This window comes from Lacihabitans sp. CS3-21, from assembly GCF_024343675.1.
GTDB lineage: Bacteria > Bacteroidota > Bacteroidia > Cytophagales > Spirosomataceae > Leadbetterella.
On sequence record NZ_RJUD01000003.1, the window covers coordinates 1 to 18923 of the forward strand.

An 18923-nucleotide genomic window follows, 5' to 3' on the forward strand; every position below is an offset into this window, starting at 1 on the left:
TTTAGCTGGTATTGAGGTTAAAAACTCCATTTTGCTGGTAGATTACACCAACTATCTCCGAAAAGAAGAAGGTTTGTCAATTGATGAAGCCATTGAAAAAGCTGGTAAAACGAGGTTTATTCCTATTGTTTTGACTACAATGACTGCCATTGGAGGATTAATTCCATTGGTCTTGGAGCATTCACCATTGTACTCACCGCTGGCTTTGGTTATTATTGGCGGTTTGATTTCGTCTTTGATTCTGACTAGGATAGTTACCCCAGTGATGTATAAATTGTTGCCACCGTCGGTTTAAATGTAAAAAGGAGTATTTTTTTAGCAAAACTTGGAATGGTTTAGAAGTAACACGTATTTTCAATACTTTTAATAAATCTTAAATTTGAAAGCTATGAAATTATTGGGTTTACGGACAACCATCTACAAAGTATCAGATATGGAAAAGGCCAAAAAGTGGTATTCAGACTTTTTAGGTTTCGAGCCATATTTTGATGAACCTTTTTATGTTGGGTTTAATGTTGCAGGCTATGAACTGGGTTTGCAGCCAGAAGAAGAAGCACAAAGTACTGAAAAGTCAGATTCTGTGATTACTTATTGGGGTGCAGAAAATGTTTCAGAATCCTACCAAGCATTAATAAGTTTGGGGGCAAATCGTCACGAGGAACCCACCGATGTAGGTGGAGGTATAATCATTGCTTCCTTGAAAGATCCTTGGGCAAATATCATCGGTTTGATATTTAATCCTCATTTTAGTCTTTCTTAGCATTTGATTTTCTCAAAAATTAAATTGAGCCTGTAGTCTTAAAGTTCTGCCTTTTTGATGATTTACTGGTTTGGCATAATCCTCAAAAGTTCTGTCAGAAATCATATAAAGTGCTACCAATTCAAAATGATTCTTGATTTGATATTCAATACCGATTTCTAGATCTTTTACCAGATATTTTCTTGCGTCTATTTCAAACTTTTTACCTCCGTTATAGTATTGATATTTTACAAAAGGTATAATCTCACTTTTGTCAGTTTTGATTCTGTACATAGTTTGTACGTAGCCGCCTTTTAAGTTTTGTAGGGTGGTTGTTTTTGCAGCAGGGTCAAACTCAGGCCCTTTTCCAACATTATATTCAGCCTGAAGACCCAATGGCTGAGGGTAGACAACTAAAGTGCCCGCTATGCGTTTGTCATCAAAAGTATTGGATGTCAGCTTGTTGCCTGTCGAAGTAGCTATGGTATATTCGCCCGAAATAGCCTGAACGCTGGCCTCAATAAATTGCCCGTTATCCAGTTTAAATGGATAGGTTAGTCTTGCAACTTTGTGCAAATTGTTGTTCAACTCTTCACGATTGGCGGTTTGACCATTGTAAAGACCAAAGCCAAAAACTCCATAATCGCCACTACCTTTTAGGCCAGTATTGACCAAAGCACTAAATCTACTTCTAATTTCTTTGGGGGCGTAGTAGAAGAAAGCTCCTAAATCCCGCTCATTGGATACGGCACTATTTAAGGCATCATTTCTGTCTAAAGCAAGCCTATTTTGTGAAGACTGCATGTTCTCAAAGCCATATGGTACTTTGCTCTGCCCAAACCTTATCCTGAACTCCTTATCCTTTTCTAAAGCCAAGTCAAAGTAAGCATCTCTTACTTGAAAACTATTTTGAAATGTAGAATTTGGGTTGGAAGCAAAATCGGGTTGTATGTAAATATATAGTCTATCCGAAATGTCGCCAGAAAGAATCAAACGACCCCTTCTAAGAAAAAATCCTCCATTTTCTCCTAGTGATCTGTCACACTGGTCACACTTAAGAGCTGGGTTGGTTTCAAATAGGCGATTATATCGAAGTTGAGCATAACCTCTCAGACTAATTTTTTCAAACCATTTTTTTTGTGAAGTTTCGGTTGGTTTTGTCTGTGCAAAAGCATACGCAGACATAGCGACAAAAATTGTCGCGAATACTGTTTTTCTCATTGATTCTTATTGGTAATTTTTTGGGATTTACTCCCAATCATAAACAGCTATTGGATAGTCATTTATAATTTTGTTGCAAAATTCACAATAATTGGCTTCAACCCTAAATTATCAATGTTATGAAATTGTTAAGTTTGTATTAATATTTGATTACTGCGAAGAGAGATTATTCCTCAAATCATCGAAAATGTGTCTTCCATCTCGCTCGGGTTAACTCTCAGCACACCTGCTAATACAAGCAAAACTAAAGTGCGGCTGGCAATTTTTTTTGGTATTTGGGCCACTTCTGAAAACTTTGTTACGGTTATTTCTTTGTTAAAGTCTATGTATTTCATCAACAAAGTCTCTTTTTCGCCATAAGCAAATTTATAGCCTTTGTCTTTTTTCTTACCTTTTAGTATTTCTTTAACTTCCTTACTGGCTTGGATAGATTTATCTGCACTTCTTACAAATATCTTGCGTTCGTCTGGAATTCCCTTCAAATCAAGGTAATGAGGCTTGATTTCACTTGCCAAAATATCATAAATTAGCACTTCTTTCTCGTTATCCAAGCGGATTTTTTCGAGGTGGTAGTTTATCTTTGGGAAAATGAACTTCTCTATGCTTTTTGAAATAATATATTCATCTTCGTCAGGATATTTAAGGCCAATAAGTTCTTTGTCGTCAGCTACTCCAATTAGTAATTTTCCTCCATCAGAATTGGCAAAAGCAACTACTTCCTTCATTATTTTGTCTGGATGATTGCTTTTTAGCTTAAATTCAAGCTGTTGCCCTTCTCCTTGTCTAACCAACTGCCTTAGAGTTTTTAGTTCAGGTCTTTCGAAGTGCTTTGTTATAGTCATGATTTTATAGGCTCTGTTGTTCAAATATACTAAACAGAATGCACAAAAAAAACACCCCGATAGAGGTGTTTATTTTATTAAATCAGTGAATACGCTTAATATTCATCTTCATTAAAGAAGAAGTCTTCTTTGGTTGGATAATCAGGCCAAATCTCCTCGATATTTTCGTAGGGTTGACCGTCGTCTTCCAATTCTGACAAATTCTCAATCACCTCATTTGGAGCTCCGGACCTTATAGAAAAATCTATCAATTCGTCTTTAGTTGCTGGCCAAGGGGCGTCTTCCAAATAAGAAACAAGTTCTAGTGTCCAGTACATATTCCCACTCGTTTTAGTTAAAAATCCTTTTAAATTTGGCTGCAAAAGTATAAAAAACTTTGACAGTAAAACGCAATTAATAAAAAAAATTGTCATAAATTCCCTAAAAAAACACAAAATAGAGCTATTTGCTTAATTTTCAGCATTTTAATTTTTTATAAATGACCAATTTTGCCAACAAAAAACTTTTAGAAATCTGTTGTTTTAGTCTAAAATCATGTAAAAATGCCGAGTTGGGTGGTGCGGATCGTCTAGAGCTCTGTGGAGGTTTTTTAGAAGGCGGCACTACGCCAAGTGCGGGTCTTTTGAAGTCTGTTGTTGACCAAGTAAATATTCCAGCCTATGTGATGATTCGGCCTCGAGGGGGTGATTTTTTATACAATGAGGACGAAATGCAAGTAATGATGGCCGACATTAAACTGCTGAAAGAATATCAGCCAGCTGGTTTTGTGATTGGCATGCTCTTGGCAAATGGAGATATTGATTTAGTAGGCAATGCCAGGTTATTGGAGGCTATTGGGGACTTTCCGGTTACTTTTCATAGGGCTTTTGATATGTGCAATAATCCACATTTGGCTATTGAGCAGCTTATTTCACTTGGGATAGATAATATTTTGACATCTGGTCAATTTCAGACGGCCATTGAAGCGGTTCCTAATTTAAAAGAATTCAAACAGATTGCTTCAAACAGAATAAATATAATGGCTGGAAGCGGTGTAAATCCCACAAATATTCGTGAAATCGCCGCTGCGGATGTTGATGCGTATCATTTTTCGGCAAAAAAGTCATTTCCCAGCGAGATGATATTCAGAAACTCAAATATTAATATGGGATCCAAAGACGCGGATGAATTCGTCAACTATGAAGCAGAAGTTGAATTAATAAGGCAAGCCAAGGGAATTATTGAAACACTAAATATAAAGTAACAGAATGCGTTTTTAGTTTGTCAACATAACTCAAAAAGCTGGAACGATTTCCCCCCGGATTAACCATGTTTTTAATGCCATGAGAAAAGTGTAGTTCGGGAGTGACTTTGAAATATTCACGAAAAAGCTCAAGACCCATACCATATTCCACAGAAAAATCACTCGTTTTTGTAGTGAAATTATCCACTTTGGTAATGTTATTTTTTTTGTTGACCACGTTGGTTTCAAATCCATATTTCAAGCCTGCAAACACAAACATTCTGGAATTGTTTCTTCTTTCTGATTTGTATTTGAGTTGTACAGGTATTTCAAACCAAGCTTTGTCCTCTTGATTGTGAGCTATACTGTCGTTCTCAAGGAGCTTTCTAGAATATATAGAAACTGAGAGTGGTGAAAACCTAAAATCTAGATAGTCGTTTATGTACACGTTTACCAGTCCACCCGCTTTAATACCCATGGAAGTAGGAGAGCTTATTGCATAAACTTTTCCGTTGTTTACATCGGCTAGATAAGAATTATTAAATTTTATATTGTATTTGGTATTTGCCAGACCCAAAAAATAGCCAAAATGTATCTTTTTATTGTCGTAATTAGGCTGAAACTTGGTTTTTATCTGACCAAAAGATACTTTGACAGATAAAACCAATATCGTTAATACTATTATTTCTTTCCTAAATAGATTGAGCATATGCCAAATGTAAGGGTTTTTACGGAGGTTTCTTTAAAACCAGCCTGTTCGAAAACATCTAAAAAGGCTTTACCGTCTGGAAAGGCTTTGACTGACTCGGGTAAATAGCTATAAGCCGAGCTGTCTTTAGACACCAATTTGCCGATTATAGGTAAAATCTTAGTAGAGTAAAACCAATAGAATTGTTTAAATGGAAAACTAGCCGGTTTTGAGAATTCTACTACCAAACATGTTCCGCCGGGTTTCAAAACACGACACATATCGGTAAGTCCTTTGAGTAAATTCTCGAAATTGCGGACACCAAAAGAAACGATAACCGTATCAAAAGTATTGTCATTGAAGAGTAATTTCTCCGAATCACCCATCTGAAGTTCTATTTTGTCTGTTAGGCCAAGTTTTTTGATTTTTTCTTTACCCACATTCAGCATGCCTTCTGAAATGTCTACACCAATTATTTTATCAACTTGGAGAATTTTATTGGCTTCAATAGCTAAGTCGCCAGTTCCGGTTGCAATATCCAACACCAAATTATTTGTGCGGTCTTTTATCATGCTCAGGGCCTTCTTTCGCCAATAAATATCCACACCGCCACTGAGTAACCTATTCAGAAAATCGTATTTGCCTGAAATGCTATCAAACATATCGGCTACCTGTTCTTTTTTGCTATCGTTACTATCTTTGTAGGGTACTACACTCATTATATTAGTTCTTTATTGATATTTTTTGCTATTGAAGGACCTTCATATATAAAACCCGAATATACTTGAACCAAACTCGCACCAGCTTCCAGTTTGTCTTTCGCATCTTGAGCGGTGTATATTCCTCCTGCACCAATTATGCCAAAATTTCCACCGCTTTTCTGACTCAAATATTTGATTACTTGCGTTGAACGATCTTTTAATGGCTTGCCTGACAAACCGCCAGCTCCAATATTTTCTACTTCTGCGTTATCGGTTTTTAAGTTGGCTCTAGATAAAGTGGTATTGGTAGCTATTACACCTGCGATGCCAGTTTCTGTCACTATTTCCACTATATCGTCGAGCTGAGAATCTGTGAGGTCAGGTGCTATTTTTAGTAGAACGGGTTTTTTATGCTTTTGGTTTTCTATTTGTAGGGCTGCGAGTATTTTCTTCAATGGCTCTTTTTCTTGTAAATCCCTCAAACCAGGCGTATTAGGTGATGATACATTTACTACAAAATAATCAACATAATCGACCATTGCTTTGAAAGTAATCAAATAATCACTTAGGGCATCTTCGTTTTCGGTTAATTTATTTTTACCAATATTACCGCCAACTATAATTTTCGAATTCCGTTTTTTTAGATTTTTTACAACTTCTTCAACTCCTCCATTGTTGAAGCCCATCCTATTTATAAGTGCTTCGTCTTTTTTTAGTCTGAATAATCGAGGTTTGGGATTTCCTTCTTGTGGCTTGGGTGTCACCGTACCAATTTCTATAAATCCAAAACCCAAGCAGTCCAATTCATCTATCCAAATAGCATTTTTGTCAAAACCCGCTGCCAAACCCACTGGATTTTTAAAATCTAAACCCAAAAAATTACGATGTAGGCTAACGGATTTTACTTCTAAATTTTTTTTAAGAATATTTTTTACACCTGGAATCGAACAAGCAAGCTTTAGGCAATCCATTGCGAAATAATGAATCCGCTCTGGGTCAAACTTAGTAAGAAGAGGAAAAACGAGATTTTTATAGAGCGACAATGCTTTTGATTGGTTTAATCAACAAAATTAATTCTAAATCATGGGAATGTCAAATTGACCTAATCTGGTTTTTTTTTAAGCTTATGTTTTTATGATATGTTTAATAAATTCTTTAAATAATACCATTTAATAAAAATTTAAGTAAAACTTTAATTTTGAAATATCAACCTTTTATGCCTGAATATTAGCCTTTTATATATTTCTTATTTTCTATTAATGTTGTAAGTACAAAATTGCACGATAATTGCATATAAAAAAAATAATAAAAACTTTGAACCTTTTAAAAGTTTCCTAAGTTTTTTACGATATGCAGCAAAGAATAATTAATACGGCAGAGTCTATGTTTTTTCGTTTCGGAATCCGAAGCGTTACCATGGATGATATTGCAAAAGAGCTGGGTATTTCAAAAAAAACTATTTACCATTATTTCACTGACAAGGATGATTTGGTAGAGAAAGTAACCGAAAATGCAATGTCTAATCAAATGACTAAGACTTGTATGATTATTGATGCATCGAAAAACCCAATCGAAGAGTTGATGTTTTCGACAAAAATGATGCGTGAAATGCTCGAGAATGTGAATGTGGTGCTGTTTTTTGATATGAAAAAATATCATCCAAATTCTTGGAAAAAGTATATGGATTTTAAAACTGTCCATCTTGAAATAGTCAAGAAAAATTTGAATGAAGGAATTGCCCAAAAACTTTATAGGTCTGATATTGACGTTGAGGTGATGTCTAAACTCAGAGTTGAAACCATTGATATGGCTTTTAATATGGAGCTTTTTCCTCCAAACTTATACAATATACTTAAAGTGCAACTGGAGAGTATGGATCATTTTATACGGGGAATAGTAACAACAAAAGGATTAGAAATTTACGAAAAAACACGTTTAGCAATTTAATAATTATGAAAAAAACAAAACTATTACTTCTGGCATTTATTGTTACTTTGATAGCAACAAATGCCCGTGCACAATCCGCCTTTTCTATAGAGGAAGCTGTGGATTATGCCATAAAAAACCACTCGAGTGTTAAAAACTCACTGGTAGGTATGCAAGACGCCGAGTTGCAGATCAAGGAAATAAAGTATTCTGGTATGCCACAAATCAACGGGCAGTTTGGATACACTTACAATGCCATTGTTCCTACTCAATTGATTGATGCCAAAAACTTTAATCCAGAAGCCGCTGAAGGCGAAGTAGTTAAATTCAAATTTGGCGTTCCTTGGGGCGGTCAAGCAGGTATTGCAGTAAACCAGTTGATTTTTGATGCTACATGGTTGGTAGGTTTGCGAGCAGCGGATACTTATAGGCTTATGGCCAGCCAAGATTTGACTAAGTCCAAAGTTACTGTGGCTGAGAATGTAATTAAAGCTTACTATTCGGCTTTGGTTGCTGAGCAAAGGTCTAAAATCTTGGATTTGAATATTACTAGAATGGATACCGCAATTTATCAGACTGAACAGTATGTAAAGCAAGGGTTTGTAGAAAAAATTGATGTGGACAGGTTGAATGTTCAACGAAACAATCTTATTACGGAAAAACAAAAGCTGAATAATTTAATAAGTTTGACTTATCAACTGTTGAAGTTTCAGATGTCCTATCCACAAGATGCCAGAATTACACTCAAAGAAACGCTCAATAACGATGATGTAAAAATGATTAAGAGCTTGGTTGGTGAGGAAGTTAATCCCGAAAATCGAATAGAGTTTTTGCAAATGCAAACCAACAAGAAACTGACGCTTCTAAATATGGAAAGATATCAAAAAGGTGTTTTTCCTTCGGTTTCATTTAGTGGTAACCTGGGGGCAGGTCATAGCAATCCTCAATTCAATCCTTTTGAGAGATGGTTTGGCTCTTCGGCTTTGACATTGGGTGTTAGAATTCCGATTTATGATTCTGGCTTGAGAAAAGTGCAAGTAGAACGTCAGCGTTTGAATGTAATCAAGATTGACAACGGCATGGAAATCTTAAAAGAATCTTTTAAGCTTGAAAACGAACAGGCAAAAATAAACATAAGAAATGGCTTTGAAGCTTTAGACATCCAAACTAGGAATATGGATTTGGCTGCTGAAGTTTTACGAGTTTCGAAGATCAAATATCAGCAGGGTTTGGGTACAAACCTGGAGGTGGTAAATGCAGAATCAGATCTAAAGCAAGCACAGAACAACTATTTCAGTGCATTATATGATGTTTTAATAGCCAAAGTAGATTTGGATAAAGCACAAGGAAAATTAATTAAACAGTAAAAATTATATATCTAAAAATAAAATGAAAAAAGCATTCACTAGCATACTATTAATGAGTCTGATGGTTTTTGTCACGGTTTCATGTGGTAAAAAAGAAGACAACTCTTTGGCAGGTAAAAAGACTCAATTAGCCACTCTTCAAAAGGAAGTGAGCACGCTTACAGATAAAATTCAAAAATTACAAAGCGAAATTGATAAATTAGAACCCAATAAGGAACAAAAAGTTAAAACGGTTTCGGTTTCGCCAATTGTCACCGAAAATTTCCAACACTTTGTAGAAGCCACCGGTAGATTAGAAGCGGAAAACAACGTGTTTGTAAGTCCACAAACTGGAGGTGCTTTGACGCGAGTTTTTGTGAAAATCGGAGATTATGTTACCAAAGGACAGAAAATAGCTACCATTGACAATTCTATTTTGAGAAATTCAATGCAGGAGGTAGAAATTCAACTTGAAACTGCAAAAACGATTTTTGAAAGACAAAAAAATCTTTGGGATCAAAAAATCGGGACTGAAGTTCAGTACATCCAAGCTAAATCAGCAGTAGAATCTCTTGAAAGAAGAATAAATACATTAAAATCTCAAGATGTATTTAACGTAGTAGTGTCACCAATATCCGGAGTTGTAGACGAAGTAAGACTAAAAGCTGGCGAAATAGCAGCTCCTGGAATTGGAATTGTCAGAATCGTTAACTTCAGCGACTTGAAAGTGGTTGCCAACGTACCTGATACTTATGCAGGAACGATTTCAAAAGGAGATATGGTAAAAATTAAATTCCCTGACCTTCAAAAAGAAATCTCCGCTAAACTTTCTTATGTAAGTCAAACGATTAATCAAGTTTCTAGAACTTTTACTGTAGAGGCTAAGGTACCAAATTTTGACAAAGCACTCAAGCCAAATTTAACAGCAATCATGAACGTAAATGACCAGTCGAAAGGTGCCGCAATAGTAATTACGGAGAGTTTTGTGCAAAATACTGAACAGGGCTCTATAGTTTATGTGGCAGAAACTGAAGGTAACAAGAAAATTGCAAGAGCTAAGGTTGTAAAAACAGGTCTATCGTATGATGGAAAAATTGAAATAATCTCTGGCCTTTCTTCGGGTGACTTATTGATTACACAAGGTTACCAAGAGATTGTAGACGGCCAATTGATCAATTATTGATACCAAAAATAACATTAAAATGAACGAAAAAAATATACATGAATCTAAGCTTCCCGAAGCCAAAGGGTTTATATATAATATGATTGGTGGTTTGGCAAGAAATAAAACCACGGTCTATTTAATAACTTTTTTGGTAACTATAGCTGGCTATTTTATATTCAACGGCTTACCAAAGGAACAGTTTCCAGAAATTGTGGTACCTCAGGTAGTTGTGCAAACGGTTTATGCAGGTACCACTCCTGTAGATATCGAAAACCTAATTAACAAACCTTTAGAGAAACAGTTAAAATCTGAGAAGGGAGTAAAGAAAATCAAATCTAATGCTCTTCAAGATGTGTCGGTTATTATTGTTGAATTCGAAACAGATGTGGATGTAGTAGTTGCCAAAGAACGATGCAAAAGTGCAATTGAAAGAGCAAAAAGGGACCTCCCAAAGGATTTGACACAAGACCCATCGGCTGTAGAGGTTAATTTCTCAGAGTTTCCGATTATGAATATCAACATATCGGGTAATTTTCCTCTGGAAAAATTAAAATCTTATGGTGAGCAGTTGCAAGACAAGATTGAAGCCATGTCAGAAATAACCAGAGTGGACATAGTTGGTGCTTTGACAAGAGAAATTCAAATCAACTTGGACATCAATAAAATGAAAGCTTACGGGATTGCATTTTATGATATACAGTCGGCCATTCAAGGCGAAAACGTGAATATTTCAGGTGGTGAACTTAATGTGCAGGATGTTAGACGTTCACTAAGAGTAGCTGGAGAATTTAAGTCTATTGATCAAATTAAAAATGTAATCATCCGTTCAGGACAAGGAGCTACCGTTAAACTTGGCGATATTGCTGAGGTAGTGGATTCCAATGCCGAGCGTCAGGATTTTGCGAGATTAGACAACAAGTCGGTGGTAACCTTGAACGTCATAAAACGTGGAGGGGAAAACTTGGTAATAGCATCCGAAAAAATCGAAGAAATTCTGGCTGAATTTAAGTCGGGAGATATGCCGGAAGGTTTAAAAATTACGATTACTGCGGATTCAAGTGAAAGAACCAAAGCAGACTTAGACGACCTTATCAATACTGTGGTTCTTGGTTTCTTGTTTGTAGTTTTTGTTTTGATGTTTTTCATGGGTGTTCGTGATGCCATTTTTGTTGGTCTTTCCGTTCCACTTTCGGCTTTATTAGCATTTTATCCTTTATTGTTGATGGGCTTTACGCTCAATACCATGGTGCTTTTTGCATTCCTATTGGGCTTGGGAATTGTCGTTGATGACGCCATTGTGGTTATTGAAAACTCCCATAGAATATTCAACATGCACAAACATTTGACTATCACAGAGGCAGTGAAATTGGCAGCATCTGAGGTGTTTGTTCCTGTGCTTTCAGGTACTTTAACAACTATAGCACCATTTTTTCCTTTACTCTTTTGGGATGGAATAGTGGGAGAATTTATGAAGTATTTGCCTTATACTTTGATATTTACCTTATTGGCCTCATTGATTGTGGCTTATGTCATGAACCCAATATTTGCGATTTCGTTTATGAAACGTGATGAAGATGACCACCACCTCGACAAGGGTTGGAAGTCGCTCAAGAAGCCCCTAATCGTTCTTGGAGCTATTGCAGCTGTTTCATATTTGATATCTTTTGGTGGAAATACATCTTTCAGAGGTGTAGCTAACTTTACAGTGTTGATTATTATTCTTTATATTTTCAATCATTTTATTCTTACACCAAAACTTATCTTACCTTTTCAAGATAAACTACTGCCAAAACTTAAGAACAACTATAAAACGCTTATCTCTTGGTTGATTTCGGGTAGTAAGCCTATTTGGGCCGTGATAAGTATGTTTGGTTTGTTAATTTTTACCATTGTTTTGATGGGCATTGTCAAGCCAGAAGTTATATTTTTCCCAAGTGCTGAGCCTGATTATATTTATGTTTACAACGTTCTTCCAGTGGGAACAGATGCTACCAAAACAGATGAGGTCACCAAAGAAATTGAAAGAAGAGTTTTTGAGGTAATCAAAGAAAACAAAGCCGAATTGGCGGTGAATTCGGTGATTTCTAACGTGGGTAAAAATGCGGGAGACCCTATGAACCCCGACAGGACAGCAACGCCGCATAAGTCTAAAGTGACCATTGCTTTCGTGAAAAAAGATGCAAGAAACGGTATCTCTTCTGAGCAAATACTCAACAAAGTTAGAGAAAAAACTATGGGTATACCGGGTGCTGAAATTTCAGTTCAAAGAGAATCCAATGGGCCTCCAACGGGTAAGCCAATTGCAATTGAAATTGTTGGTAAGGAGTTCGATGAAATGATTAGAATTGAGAAAGAAGTAAGGAGGAAAATAGAAGAGGCTGGAATTAAAGGTATTGAAGAACTAAAGTCTGACTTGGTTACCAATAAACCAGAGATTATTGTAAATGTTGATCGCGAAAAAGCCTCGAGAGAAGGTATTAGTTCGGCAACAATTGCTATGGCGATTCGAACAGCCCTTTTTGGTACTGAAATCTCTAAGTTCCGTGATACAGAGGACGAATATCCAATTCAATTGCGTTTGAAGCATGAAGATCGAAACCAAGTGGAGAAACTCTTGAGTATGAACGTAACCTCTCGCGATATGAATATGGGTGGGGTTTTAAGAAACGTTCCGCTTTCATCTGTTGCAGATATCAGCTATACTTCTACGTTTTCGCAAATCAACCGCAAGGATAACGAGCGTATCATTACTCTTTCGTCTGATGTGATTTTGCCATATAATGCCACTGAAGTTAATAAAGAGATATTAAATGCCATAGGCGGAATAAGTTTACCTGCTGGATATGTTATTCGCCAAGGTGGTGAGCAAGAAGAACAAGCTGAATCAATGGCATTTTTGGGAGGAGCATTCTTGGTATCTTTAGTACTTATTTATTTGATTTTGGCGGCTCAGTTTAATTCCATTATTAAGCCTCTAATCATTTTTGTGACCATTCTTTTAAGTTTAATAGGCGTACTTTTAGGCTTTATGTTGTTTGGTAAAACATTCTCTGTGATTATGTCAGGAGTAGGTATCATTGCTTTGGCGGGGATTGTGGTTAAAAACGGTATATTGCTAATAGAATTTACAGATGAACTCATAGGAAGAGGATATGAACTAAAAGAAGCCATTATAGAAGCCGGTTCAACGCGACTAACGCCTGTTTTACTAACGGCAGCTTCTGCAGTTCTTGGCCTAATACCGCTCGCTTTGGGTCTAACAGTGGATTTCGGTGCAATGTTTGTAGATCTTAATCCTGTTATTCATACTGGTGGAGATAGTGCTGTATTTTGGAATATCTTGGCTTGGACCATTATTTATGGTCTAACATTCTCAACTATTCTTACTTTGGTAATTGTGCCGTGTATGTACTACATTAACGAGCGAATGAAAGTAAAGCTTTGGAAGAAGTAACATGCTGATCTAGTATTTTTGGAAGGCCTCTCATGGAAATGGGAGGCCTTTCTGATTTGAGGTGGTGTAAAATCCTTTGACATCTTTGATACCATCCTCTATTGACAAAATTCGTTCATATCTTTTTCGATTATTCTTGACCGAGGATTTGTCAAATTCTGTTAAGAAGGAAAAACTAAATAGAATTAAGACTTCAGAGAGGTCGAACATTTCAATTGATTTTTATAAATTTGATAAGTAGTAGAAATGAAACTGCCCACCATAAGCAAGAGAATACCTTGACATTTTATTGGCTCTACAAATTGTCTTTGATTATAAGGTTATATGTAAAAGCATTTGCTGTTTTAAAAAATCTAGATAATCAAGATGAAAATACCCTGAACTTTAATGATTGCCTAAAGACTATACAAATTTTCGGAGTAGAAATAGATTTAATTCAAACCTTCTGTGGTCTTGTAGTTTCTTTTTTTGAATATTATGGCGATAGAAATATCCACTTTAGTCGGGAAGAATAAAAAGTCATAGTTAGATTAAACGTATATTTTCAAGAAAAGAATTTAATTAGTTTAGAAGGATTGCCTACAAACATTAGTTTATAGGCAGCAAGTGTTTGAGTGAGCGTTTGCAAAAGATTAAAATTCTATTTTAATTGTATCATTTATTCTTGACCCTTTAATTTATAACCATGGAAAACTTTAGATTTGCTAGTTTTGGAAGGCGTTTTGCCGCCTTTCTTCTTGATGTTGTGTTAGTACTATTAATCAATTATGTCTTATTTTCACTAGTTTTTGCACCTTTTGGAGGTTTATTAGGGGCTATGGGTCTAAAAGATTTTCAATTTGGAGAAGATATAGTGAAGGGAGCATTTGCTGGTATTGGAGCATTTCTTGTTTTAGCAATAACCTTATTAGGTGTTTTTTTTGTTGCATTTATTTATGATTTTGTTTTGTTGGCCACACCTAAACAAGCCACTATTGGTAAAATGCTGATGAAAATAAAGGTTATTAAAGTGGATGGAAGTTCAATAAATATTTTTGAGGCTTTTTTCCGTTCATTAATTAAATTTGCTTCCGGCTTCTTTTTTATATTTCTTTGGATTTTATGTTTGTTTACAACCAGAAAACAAAATCTTCATGATTTGATAGTCAATGCCATTGTGGTGGATTCTAATTAATTTTTGTATACTTTATCTTATTGTCAGACAAGATTATTGGGGCAATTTCAAAGTCGGGGTTCCATTTTTTTCAAATAATTTTGAGCAAGAAGGCTTTATTCCTTTGTCTAAAGATAGTTAAGGTAATAGACACATTGGAGCGATATTATAAAAATGAGGGCAACTTGGTTTTACTTTCCATTAATGAGTCAAAATTTACTTCAGCGATTAAGTCAGAGAAATCTACCAACAATGAAATTTACCCATATTTGTAGGGTGGTTTAAATCGTAATGCTATTGTGAAAGTTTTCAATGGAACCTTAACGGATTTATTTGTACAATTTCTATGAGTTTAATGTTTAGTCCTATTTTAATCCAGATTAGGAGGTCATTTTCATGTATATATTTCAAGACATCTTTAAACCAATGGCTTCCAAAAGTAAAGAAGCGTTAAAGCTTTTACAAACGCCTTCTTTTATCAAATAATCAAAAATAAGCTCTCCGTTGGCTGTAGAGTATTCAAAATAGAAGTTTTTGACCTTATTGGTATGTTTTGCGGAAATTTCCGACAATCGCAAATCATGGGTGGCGAGTAGTGCAATGGCATTTTCATTGACGAGTTTTTCAAACAAAGCCATAGAGCCTTTTAGTTTGTCTTCTGAGTTGGTTCCCCTGAGCATTTCGTCTATCAAAAAGATATGTAATTTGCCATTTTTCAAAGCTTCCAAAACAAGTTTTAGCCGTTCAATCTCCGCTTTGAAAGTAGAGGCGTTTTCGTAAATAGAATCCGTGATACGCATATAACAAATGGGCTCTATTCCAAGTCTTAAATGGAGATTTAGGGCAAAAACAGGAGCTCCCATATTTGCCAAAATAATGTTGATTCCAATAGTTCTCAGAAAAGTACTTTTACCCGACATGTTACTGCCCGTAATCAGGTTTACACGATTATGGTTATTCAATTCAAAATCATTGGAAATAGGTTTATGCACCTTTATCAAAGGATGACCTATTTGTTTAGCACTTATAAACGTTTCAGTTTCTTCATGAAAACTTGGTAGGCACCAGTCTGGATTATTAAAATGTAGGGTACCCAAACTGGCGTAATATTCAAGAATAGCTATGCCCTTAAATATTTCCTTGAAGAAATTTGGGTTTTGACTCAGCCAGTCGCCCATTTTTAAAGTTTCTATTGGTTCAAAGGGTCTGGCACTGGTTAGAAAAATCCATGCTATCATGTTTTTCCGCATTTCTAAACGCTTCACAATCAATGAAAAGTCTTCTATTGGATTTTTAGATTGCAAGTTAGCTCTTGGGAAATCTTTTAATGCTTCTTGTAAAATTTTAGACGAAAACTCCTCATTGGCAATCAATTCTGCGGCTTTTGAGAAACTCTGCAATGCCCTTCCTGTTACCGATATTTGCTCAAAATAAAGTTCGGTTATTTTCTTGTTAAGGCCATTGAGGTAAAAATGGAAAAGCACCAAGCCACCGACTCCAAAACCAATTCCCTCAAATTTTATTAAGTAAAAACCCACAAATAAAGCAATCCAAACCAAAGGAACTATTTTTCCATAATATTTCAGGAAAGTACCTAGTGCTAATTTTGGCGGAATAGAAATTTGGGAAATTTGATGAGAAGAATCAGCCAGTGAGCTGGGAATACTTATCAAAGAAGCCAAAAACTTCAGTCGCCAAGTGGTTTTCTCTTTTAATTCAGCAGTAGCTTCTTGTTTTTTATGTAAACCATCTACCGCAGATTCAATTTCAAGCATGTTTTTTGCTAATAATTCCACACCCCACCTTGTTTTGGCACGATTTAATAATTGAAAAAGCGAGTTCGGTCCAAACAAATCTAAGTCTGCAGAAAAAATATGGTGCGGATTCGAAAAATCACTGCCATCGCTATAAATACCATTGGGTTCACTGTTTAAAATCCCAATTTCGTTTTTTAATAAGGTCTGCTGATGGTCATTTTGAAGTAAATTTTCTTCTGTTTCCTCATGATATTTCACCAAATAATAAAACCCACCCAAAAATAAAATAAGCAAAACTCCACCTAAATAGATATTTATCTGAAAGGCTTTTATTAGACAAAGCGAACCAATAACCAAGAAAAATAGTCGATACGTGGAAGTCTTATTATAGGTTTTTTGCAGGACTTCTCTATTTTCGAGGAGCGACTTTAGTTGTGTTTCGTAAAACTGTATCATTGAATAATCTGGTTGAAAAGGCAAAAATAATTGAGAATTAATCAAATAACGGCTCAAATGCCTATTTTTGTTCCATGTCTTCTTTTTTTGAAACCAAAATAGAATCCCTCCGAGGCGTTGGCCCACAAAAGGCCGAGTGGCTAAACAAAGAGTTGGGCATATTTACCTTCGCTGACTTGCTCGAATATTATCCATTCAGGCACGAAGACCGCACGCAGTTTCACCGAATAGCCGACATTACTGAGGATATGTTTGCGGCCCAAATAGTTGGAAGAGTAGTTTCTGTTGAACTGATTGGAAGCGGCGTGGGCAAACAACGGCTGGTAGCGACTTTCCGAGATTCCAGTAGCCATATGGAGTTGGTGTGGTTTCAGAGCATCACCTATTTTCAGAAATATCTCAAACTAAATGCCGAGTATGTGGTGTACGGCAAGCCCGTTTGGTTTGGTGGAAACTATTCCATTACTCATCCAGAAATCGAGCTTCTTAATCCGAACAACTCCCAAAAAGGCTATTTTCAGGCGATATATTCGTTGACAGAAAAACTAAGAAAGCGATACATTGAGAGCAAATTAATCAGTATTTGGGTCAAAAACCTTTTGGACATTGCAGATCCGTATATCAACGAAACCATTCCAGAATCTTTGCTCACAAAATACAGATTGGTTGCTAAAAAACATGCTTTAAGGTGGTTGCATGTTCCAAAATCTCAGGCAGAACTGCACCAAGCACAACGAAGGCTAAAGTTTGAGGAACTTTTCTATAATCAGCTGAGGCTTATAAAGCTAAGTTTAGTTCGCAAAAACGATTATGCTGGTCAAGTTTTCCTAAAAACGGCTTTAATAACAGAATTCTACAACAATCACTTACCCTTTGATCTTACGGGTGCCCAAAAAAGGGTTATCAAAGAAATATTTGCAGACTTGAAATCGGGGAAACAAATGAATCGTCTGATTCAGGGCGACGTAGGGAGCGGAAAAACCATTGTAGCGTTTATTTCTATGCTTATGGCCATTGACAGTGGTGCACAGGCTTGTATGATGGCTCCAACGGAGATTTTGGCTCAACAACATTATGCCAATTTAAAAAAATATGGCGATTTGTTGGGCGTGAGAATAGAATTATTGACAGGTTCGTCCAAGAAAAAGGATCGGGCCGTAATTCATGAAGCTTTGTTGAGTGGTGAATTGAAAATACTAGTAGGTACACACGCCCTTTTGGAAGACATCGTGCAGTTTAAAAACCTCGGCCTTTGTGTGATTGACGAACAGCACAGGTTTGGAGTGGCTCAAAGAGCCAAACTTTGGGAGAAAAATAAGACTTTTTACCCACACATGATGGTTATGACCGCAACTCCAATTCCAAGAACTTTGGCCATGACGCTTTTTGGAGACTTGGATCATTCTGAAATAGATGAAATGCCACCGGGTAGAAAACCAATTATTACGGTGCATCGTTACGACGCTAACAGGCTTAAAGTTTTTGAGTTTATGCGTGATGAACTCAAAAAAGGTCGACAGATTTACATGGTTTTTCCACTCATTGAAGAATCTGAGAAACTGGATTTGAAAAATCTTTATGATGGTTATGAATCTATAGAAAGGGCATTTCCAGGAGTGCCATTGAGTATAGTACACGGCAAAATGAAGCCCAAGGACAAAGAATACGAAATGCAACGCTTTAAAAAAGGCGAAACCAAAATAATGGTGGCTACCACCGTGATAGAAGTTGGAGTGGACGTACCCAATGCCAGTGTGATGGTGATAGAAAGTGCCCAAAGGTTTGGTTTGTCGCAGTTGCACCAGTTGCGAGGCAGAGTGGGTAGGGGAGCCGACCAATCGTTTTGTATTCTGATGACTGACTATAAACTTTCTAAAGACACCCAAAAACGTTTACAAACCATGGTGCAAACGGAGAACGGTTTTGTGATTTCTCAAGTGGATCTTGAACTACGTGGCCCAGGCGACATGAGTGGAACTCAGCAAAGCGGGCTGATAGACCTCAAAATAGCCAACTTGGCCAAGGACGAGGGAATACTAAAAATAGCCCGCGAGGAGGCGTTTAAGATACTCAAAAGCGACCCTGAACTCGAAATGCCTGACCATTTACCCATCAAACTGCATATCGACAAAATCAAGAACAAAGAATTGAGTTGGAATAGGATCAGTTGAGGTTTGGCTAAAACAGGGATTATCACAGATTCACACCAGTTCATTTTAGTCGGACAAACAATTATCACTTACAGCTAGCAAA

Annotated in this window: 17 protein-coding genes; 10 read left to right on the top strand and 7 right to left on the bottom strand. The window is 36.4% G+C overall.

Going from position 1 to position 18923, the window contains the following annotated elements; genetic code table 11:
• Both EGI24_RS02535 and EGI24_RS02540 read left to right on the top strand, forming a co-directional pair.
• Positions 1 to 295 (top strand): efflux RND transporter permease subunit (locus EGI24_RS02535; RefSeq protein ID WP_255046691.1); only part of this gene is annotated, 295 nt, incomplete at its 5' end.
• A 93-nt stretch (positions 296 to 388) separates the two neighbouring features.
• Positions 389 to 760, top strand: coding sequence for a VOC family protein (locus EGI24_RS02540; RefSeq protein WP_255046692.1), 372 nt, complete (start codon positions 389 to 391; stop codon positions 758 to 760).
• Positions 761 to 772: 12 nt separating this feature from the next.
• On the opposite strand, the gene EGI24_RS02545 is transcribed toward EGI24_RS02540, so the two are convergent.
• The 3 genes from EGI24_RS02545 to EGI24_RS02555 form a co-directional block, all read right to left on the bottom strand.
• Positions 773 to 1960 (bottom strand): porin, encoded by a 1188-nt coding sequence (locus EGI24_RS02545; RefSeq protein WP_255046693.1) that lies wholly within the window; start codon positions 1958 to 1960, stop codon positions 773 to 775.
• 173 nt (positions 1961 to 2133) lie between these two features.
• Positions 2134 to 2802: a helix-turn-helix domain-containing protein gene (locus EGI24_RS02550; protein WP_255046694.1), complete on the bottom strand. Its 669-nt coding sequence runs from the start codon at positions 2800 to 2802 to the stop codon at positions 2134 to 2136.
• 95 nt (positions 2803 to 2897) lie between these two features.
• Entirely contained in the window at positions 2898 to 3119 is a 222-nt protein-coding gene (locus EGI24_RS02555) for a DUF2795 domain-containing protein (RefSeq protein ID WP_013409416.1), read from the bottom strand.
• A 161-nt stretch (positions 3120 to 3280) separates the two neighbouring features.
• On the opposite strand from EGI24_RS02555, the gene EGI24_RS02560 reads away from it, so the two are divergent.
• Positions 3281 to 4045 carry a copper homeostasis protein CutC gene (locus EGI24_RS02560; protein WP_255046695.1) on the top strand — a complete coding sequence of 255 codons (765 nt, stop codon included), beginning with the start codon at positions 3281 to 3283 and terminating at the stop codon, positions 4043 to 4045.
• Here EGI24_RS02560 and EGI24_RS02565 read toward each other — a convergent pair.
• The 3 genes from EGI24_RS02565 to EGI24_RS02575 are packed head-to-tail and all read right to left on the bottom strand — an operon-like array spanning position 4020 to position 6456.
• Entirely contained in the window at positions 4020 to 4733 is a 714-nt protein-coding gene (locus EGI24_RS02565) for an outer membrane beta-barrel protein (protein WP_255046696.1), read from the bottom strand. The genes EGI24_RS02560 and EGI24_RS02565 overlap by 26 nt on opposite strands.
• Positions 4706 to 5431 (bottom strand): bifunctional demethylmenaquinone methyltransferase/2-methoxy-6-polyprenyl-1,4-benzoquinol methylase UbiE, encoded by a 726-nt coding sequence (gene ubiE, locus EGI24_RS02570; protein ID WP_255046697.1) that lies wholly within the window; start codon positions 5429 to 5431, stop codon positions 4706 to 4708. The genes EGI24_RS02565 and ubiE overlap by 28 nt, the downstream gene beginning before the upstream one ends.
• Positions 5431 to 6456 (bottom strand): quinone-dependent dihydroorotate dehydrogenase, encoded by a 1026-nt coding sequence (locus EGI24_RS02575; RefSeq protein WP_255046698.1) that lies wholly within the window; start codon positions 6454 to 6456, stop codon positions 5431 to 5433. Before EGI24_RS02575 ends, ubiE begins: the two co-directional genes overlap by 1 nt.
• 307 nt (positions 6457 to 6763) lie before the next feature.
• Here EGI24_RS02575 and EGI24_RS02580 point away from each other — a divergent pair, with 307 nt between their 5' ends.
• The 6 genes from EGI24_RS02580 (at position 6764) to EGI24_RS21940 (ending at position 14732) form a co-directional block, all read left to right on the top strand.
• Positions 6764 to 7360 carry a TetR/AcrR family transcriptional regulator gene (locus EGI24_RS02580; protein WP_255046699.1) on the top strand — a complete coding sequence of 199 codons (597 nt, stop codon included), beginning with the start codon at positions 6764 to 6766 and terminating at the stop codon, positions 7358 to 7360.
• Positions 7361 to 7365: 5 nt separating this feature from the next.
• On the top strand, positions 7366 to 8706 hold the full coding sequence (locus EGI24_RS02585; protein WP_255046700.1) for a TolC family protein: 1341 nt from the start codon (positions 7366 to 7368) through the stop codon (positions 8704 to 8706).
• A 22-nt stretch (positions 8707 to 8728) separates the two neighbouring features.
• Entirely contained in the window at positions 8729 to 9868 is a 1140-nt protein-coding gene (locus EGI24_RS02590) for an efflux RND transporter periplasmic adaptor subunit (protein ID WP_255046701.1), read from the top strand.
• 79 nt (positions 9869 to 9947) lie between these two features.
• On the top strand, positions 9948 to 13304 hold the full coding sequence (locus EGI24_RS02595; RefSeq protein ID WP_255046947.1) for an efflux RND transporter permease subunit: 3357 nt from the start codon (positions 9948 to 9950) through the stop codon (positions 13302 to 13304).
• A gap of 685 nt (positions 13305 to 13989) precedes the next feature.
• On the top strand, positions 13990 to 14478 hold the full coding sequence (locus EGI24_RS02600; RefSeq protein WP_255046702.1) for an RDD family protein: 489 nt from the start codon (positions 13990 to 13992) through the stop codon (positions 14476 to 14478).
• Positions 14479 to 14558: 80 nt separating this feature from the next.
• A complete protein-coding gene (locus tag EGI24_RS21940; protein ID WP_409035464.1) occupies positions 14559 to 14732 on the top strand; it encodes a DUF952 domain-containing protein in 174 nt (57 codons plus the stop codon).
• 132 nt (positions 14733 to 14864) lie between these two features.
• On the opposite strand, the gene EGI24_RS02605 is transcribed toward EGI24_RS21940, so the two are convergent.
• Positions 14865 to 16670, bottom strand: a complete 1806-nt coding sequence (locus EGI24_RS02605) for a MutS-related protein (RefSeq protein WP_255046703.1) — start codon at positions 16668 to 16670, stop codon at positions 14865 to 14867.
• 74 nt (positions 16671 to 16744) lie between these two features.
• Here EGI24_RS02605 and recG point away from each other — a divergent pair, with 74 nt between their 5' ends.
• The gene (recG, locus tag EGI24_RS02610; protein WP_255046704.1) at positions 16745 to 18841 is read left to right on the top strand and encodes an ATP-dependent DNA helicase RecG; all 2097 of its coding nucleotides are present in this window, start codon (positions 16745 to 16747) and stop codon (positions 18839 to 18841) included.
• The last annotated feature ends 82 nt before the right edge of the window (positions 18842 to 18923 follow it).

Excerpts from the sequence above, each read along its gene's own strand:
- EGI24_RS02540 (WP_255046692.1), top strand. The coding sequence starts at position 389 with ATGAAATTATTGGGTTTACGGACAACCATCTACAAAGTATCAGATATG.
- EGI24_RS02545 (WP_255046693.1), bottom strand. The coding sequence starts at position 1,960 with ATGAGAAAAACAGTATTCGCGACAATTTTTGTCGCTATGTCTGCGTAT.
- EGI24_RS02550 (WP_255046694.1), bottom strand. The coding sequence starts at position 2,802 with ATGACTATAACAAAGCACTTCGAAAGACCTGAACTAAAAACTCTAAGG.
- EGI24_RS02555 (WP_013409416.1), bottom strand. The coding sequence starts at position 3,119 with ATGTACTGGACACTAGAACTTGTTTCTTATTTGGAAGACGCCCCTTGG.
- EGI24_RS02560 (WP_255046695.1), top strand. The coding sequence starts at position 3,281 with ATGACCAATTTTGCCAACAAAAAACTTTTAGAAATCTGTTGTTTTAGT.
- EGI24_RS02565 (WP_255046696.1), bottom strand. The coding sequence starts at position 4,733 with ATGCTCAATCTATTTAGGAAAGAAATAATAGTATTAACGATATTGGTT.
- ubiE (WP_255046697.1), bottom strand. The coding sequence starts at position 5,431 with ATGAGTGTAGTACCCTACAAAGATAGTAACGATAGCAAAAAAGAACAG.
- EGI24_RS02580 (WP_255046699.1), top strand. The coding sequence starts at position 6,764 with ATGCAGCAAAGAATAATTAATACGGCAGAGTCTATGTTTTTTCGTTTC.
- EGI24_RS02585 (WP_255046700.1), top strand. The coding sequence starts at position 7,366 with ATGAAAAAAACAAAACTATTACTTCTGGCATTTATTGTTACTTTGATA.
- EGI24_RS02590 (WP_255046701.1), top strand. The coding sequence starts at position 8,729 with ATGAAAAAAGCATTCACTAGCATACTATTAATGAGTCTGATGGTTTTT.
- EGI24_RS02595 (WP_255046947.1), top strand. The coding sequence starts at position 9,948 with ATGATTGGTGGTTTGGCAAGAAATAAAACCACGGTCTATTTAATAACT.
- EGI24_RS02600 (WP_255046702.1), top strand. The coding sequence starts at position 13,990 with ATGGAAAACTTTAGATTTGCTAGTTTTGGAAGGCGTTTTGCCGCCTTT.
- EGI24_RS02605 (WP_255046703.1), bottom strand. The coding sequence starts at position 16,670 with ATGATACAGTTTTACGAAACACAACTAAAGTCGCTCCTCGAAAATAGA.
- recG (WP_255046704.1), top strand. The coding sequence starts at position 16,745 with ATGTCTTCTTTTTTTGAAACCAAAATAGAATCCCTCCGAGGCGTTGGC.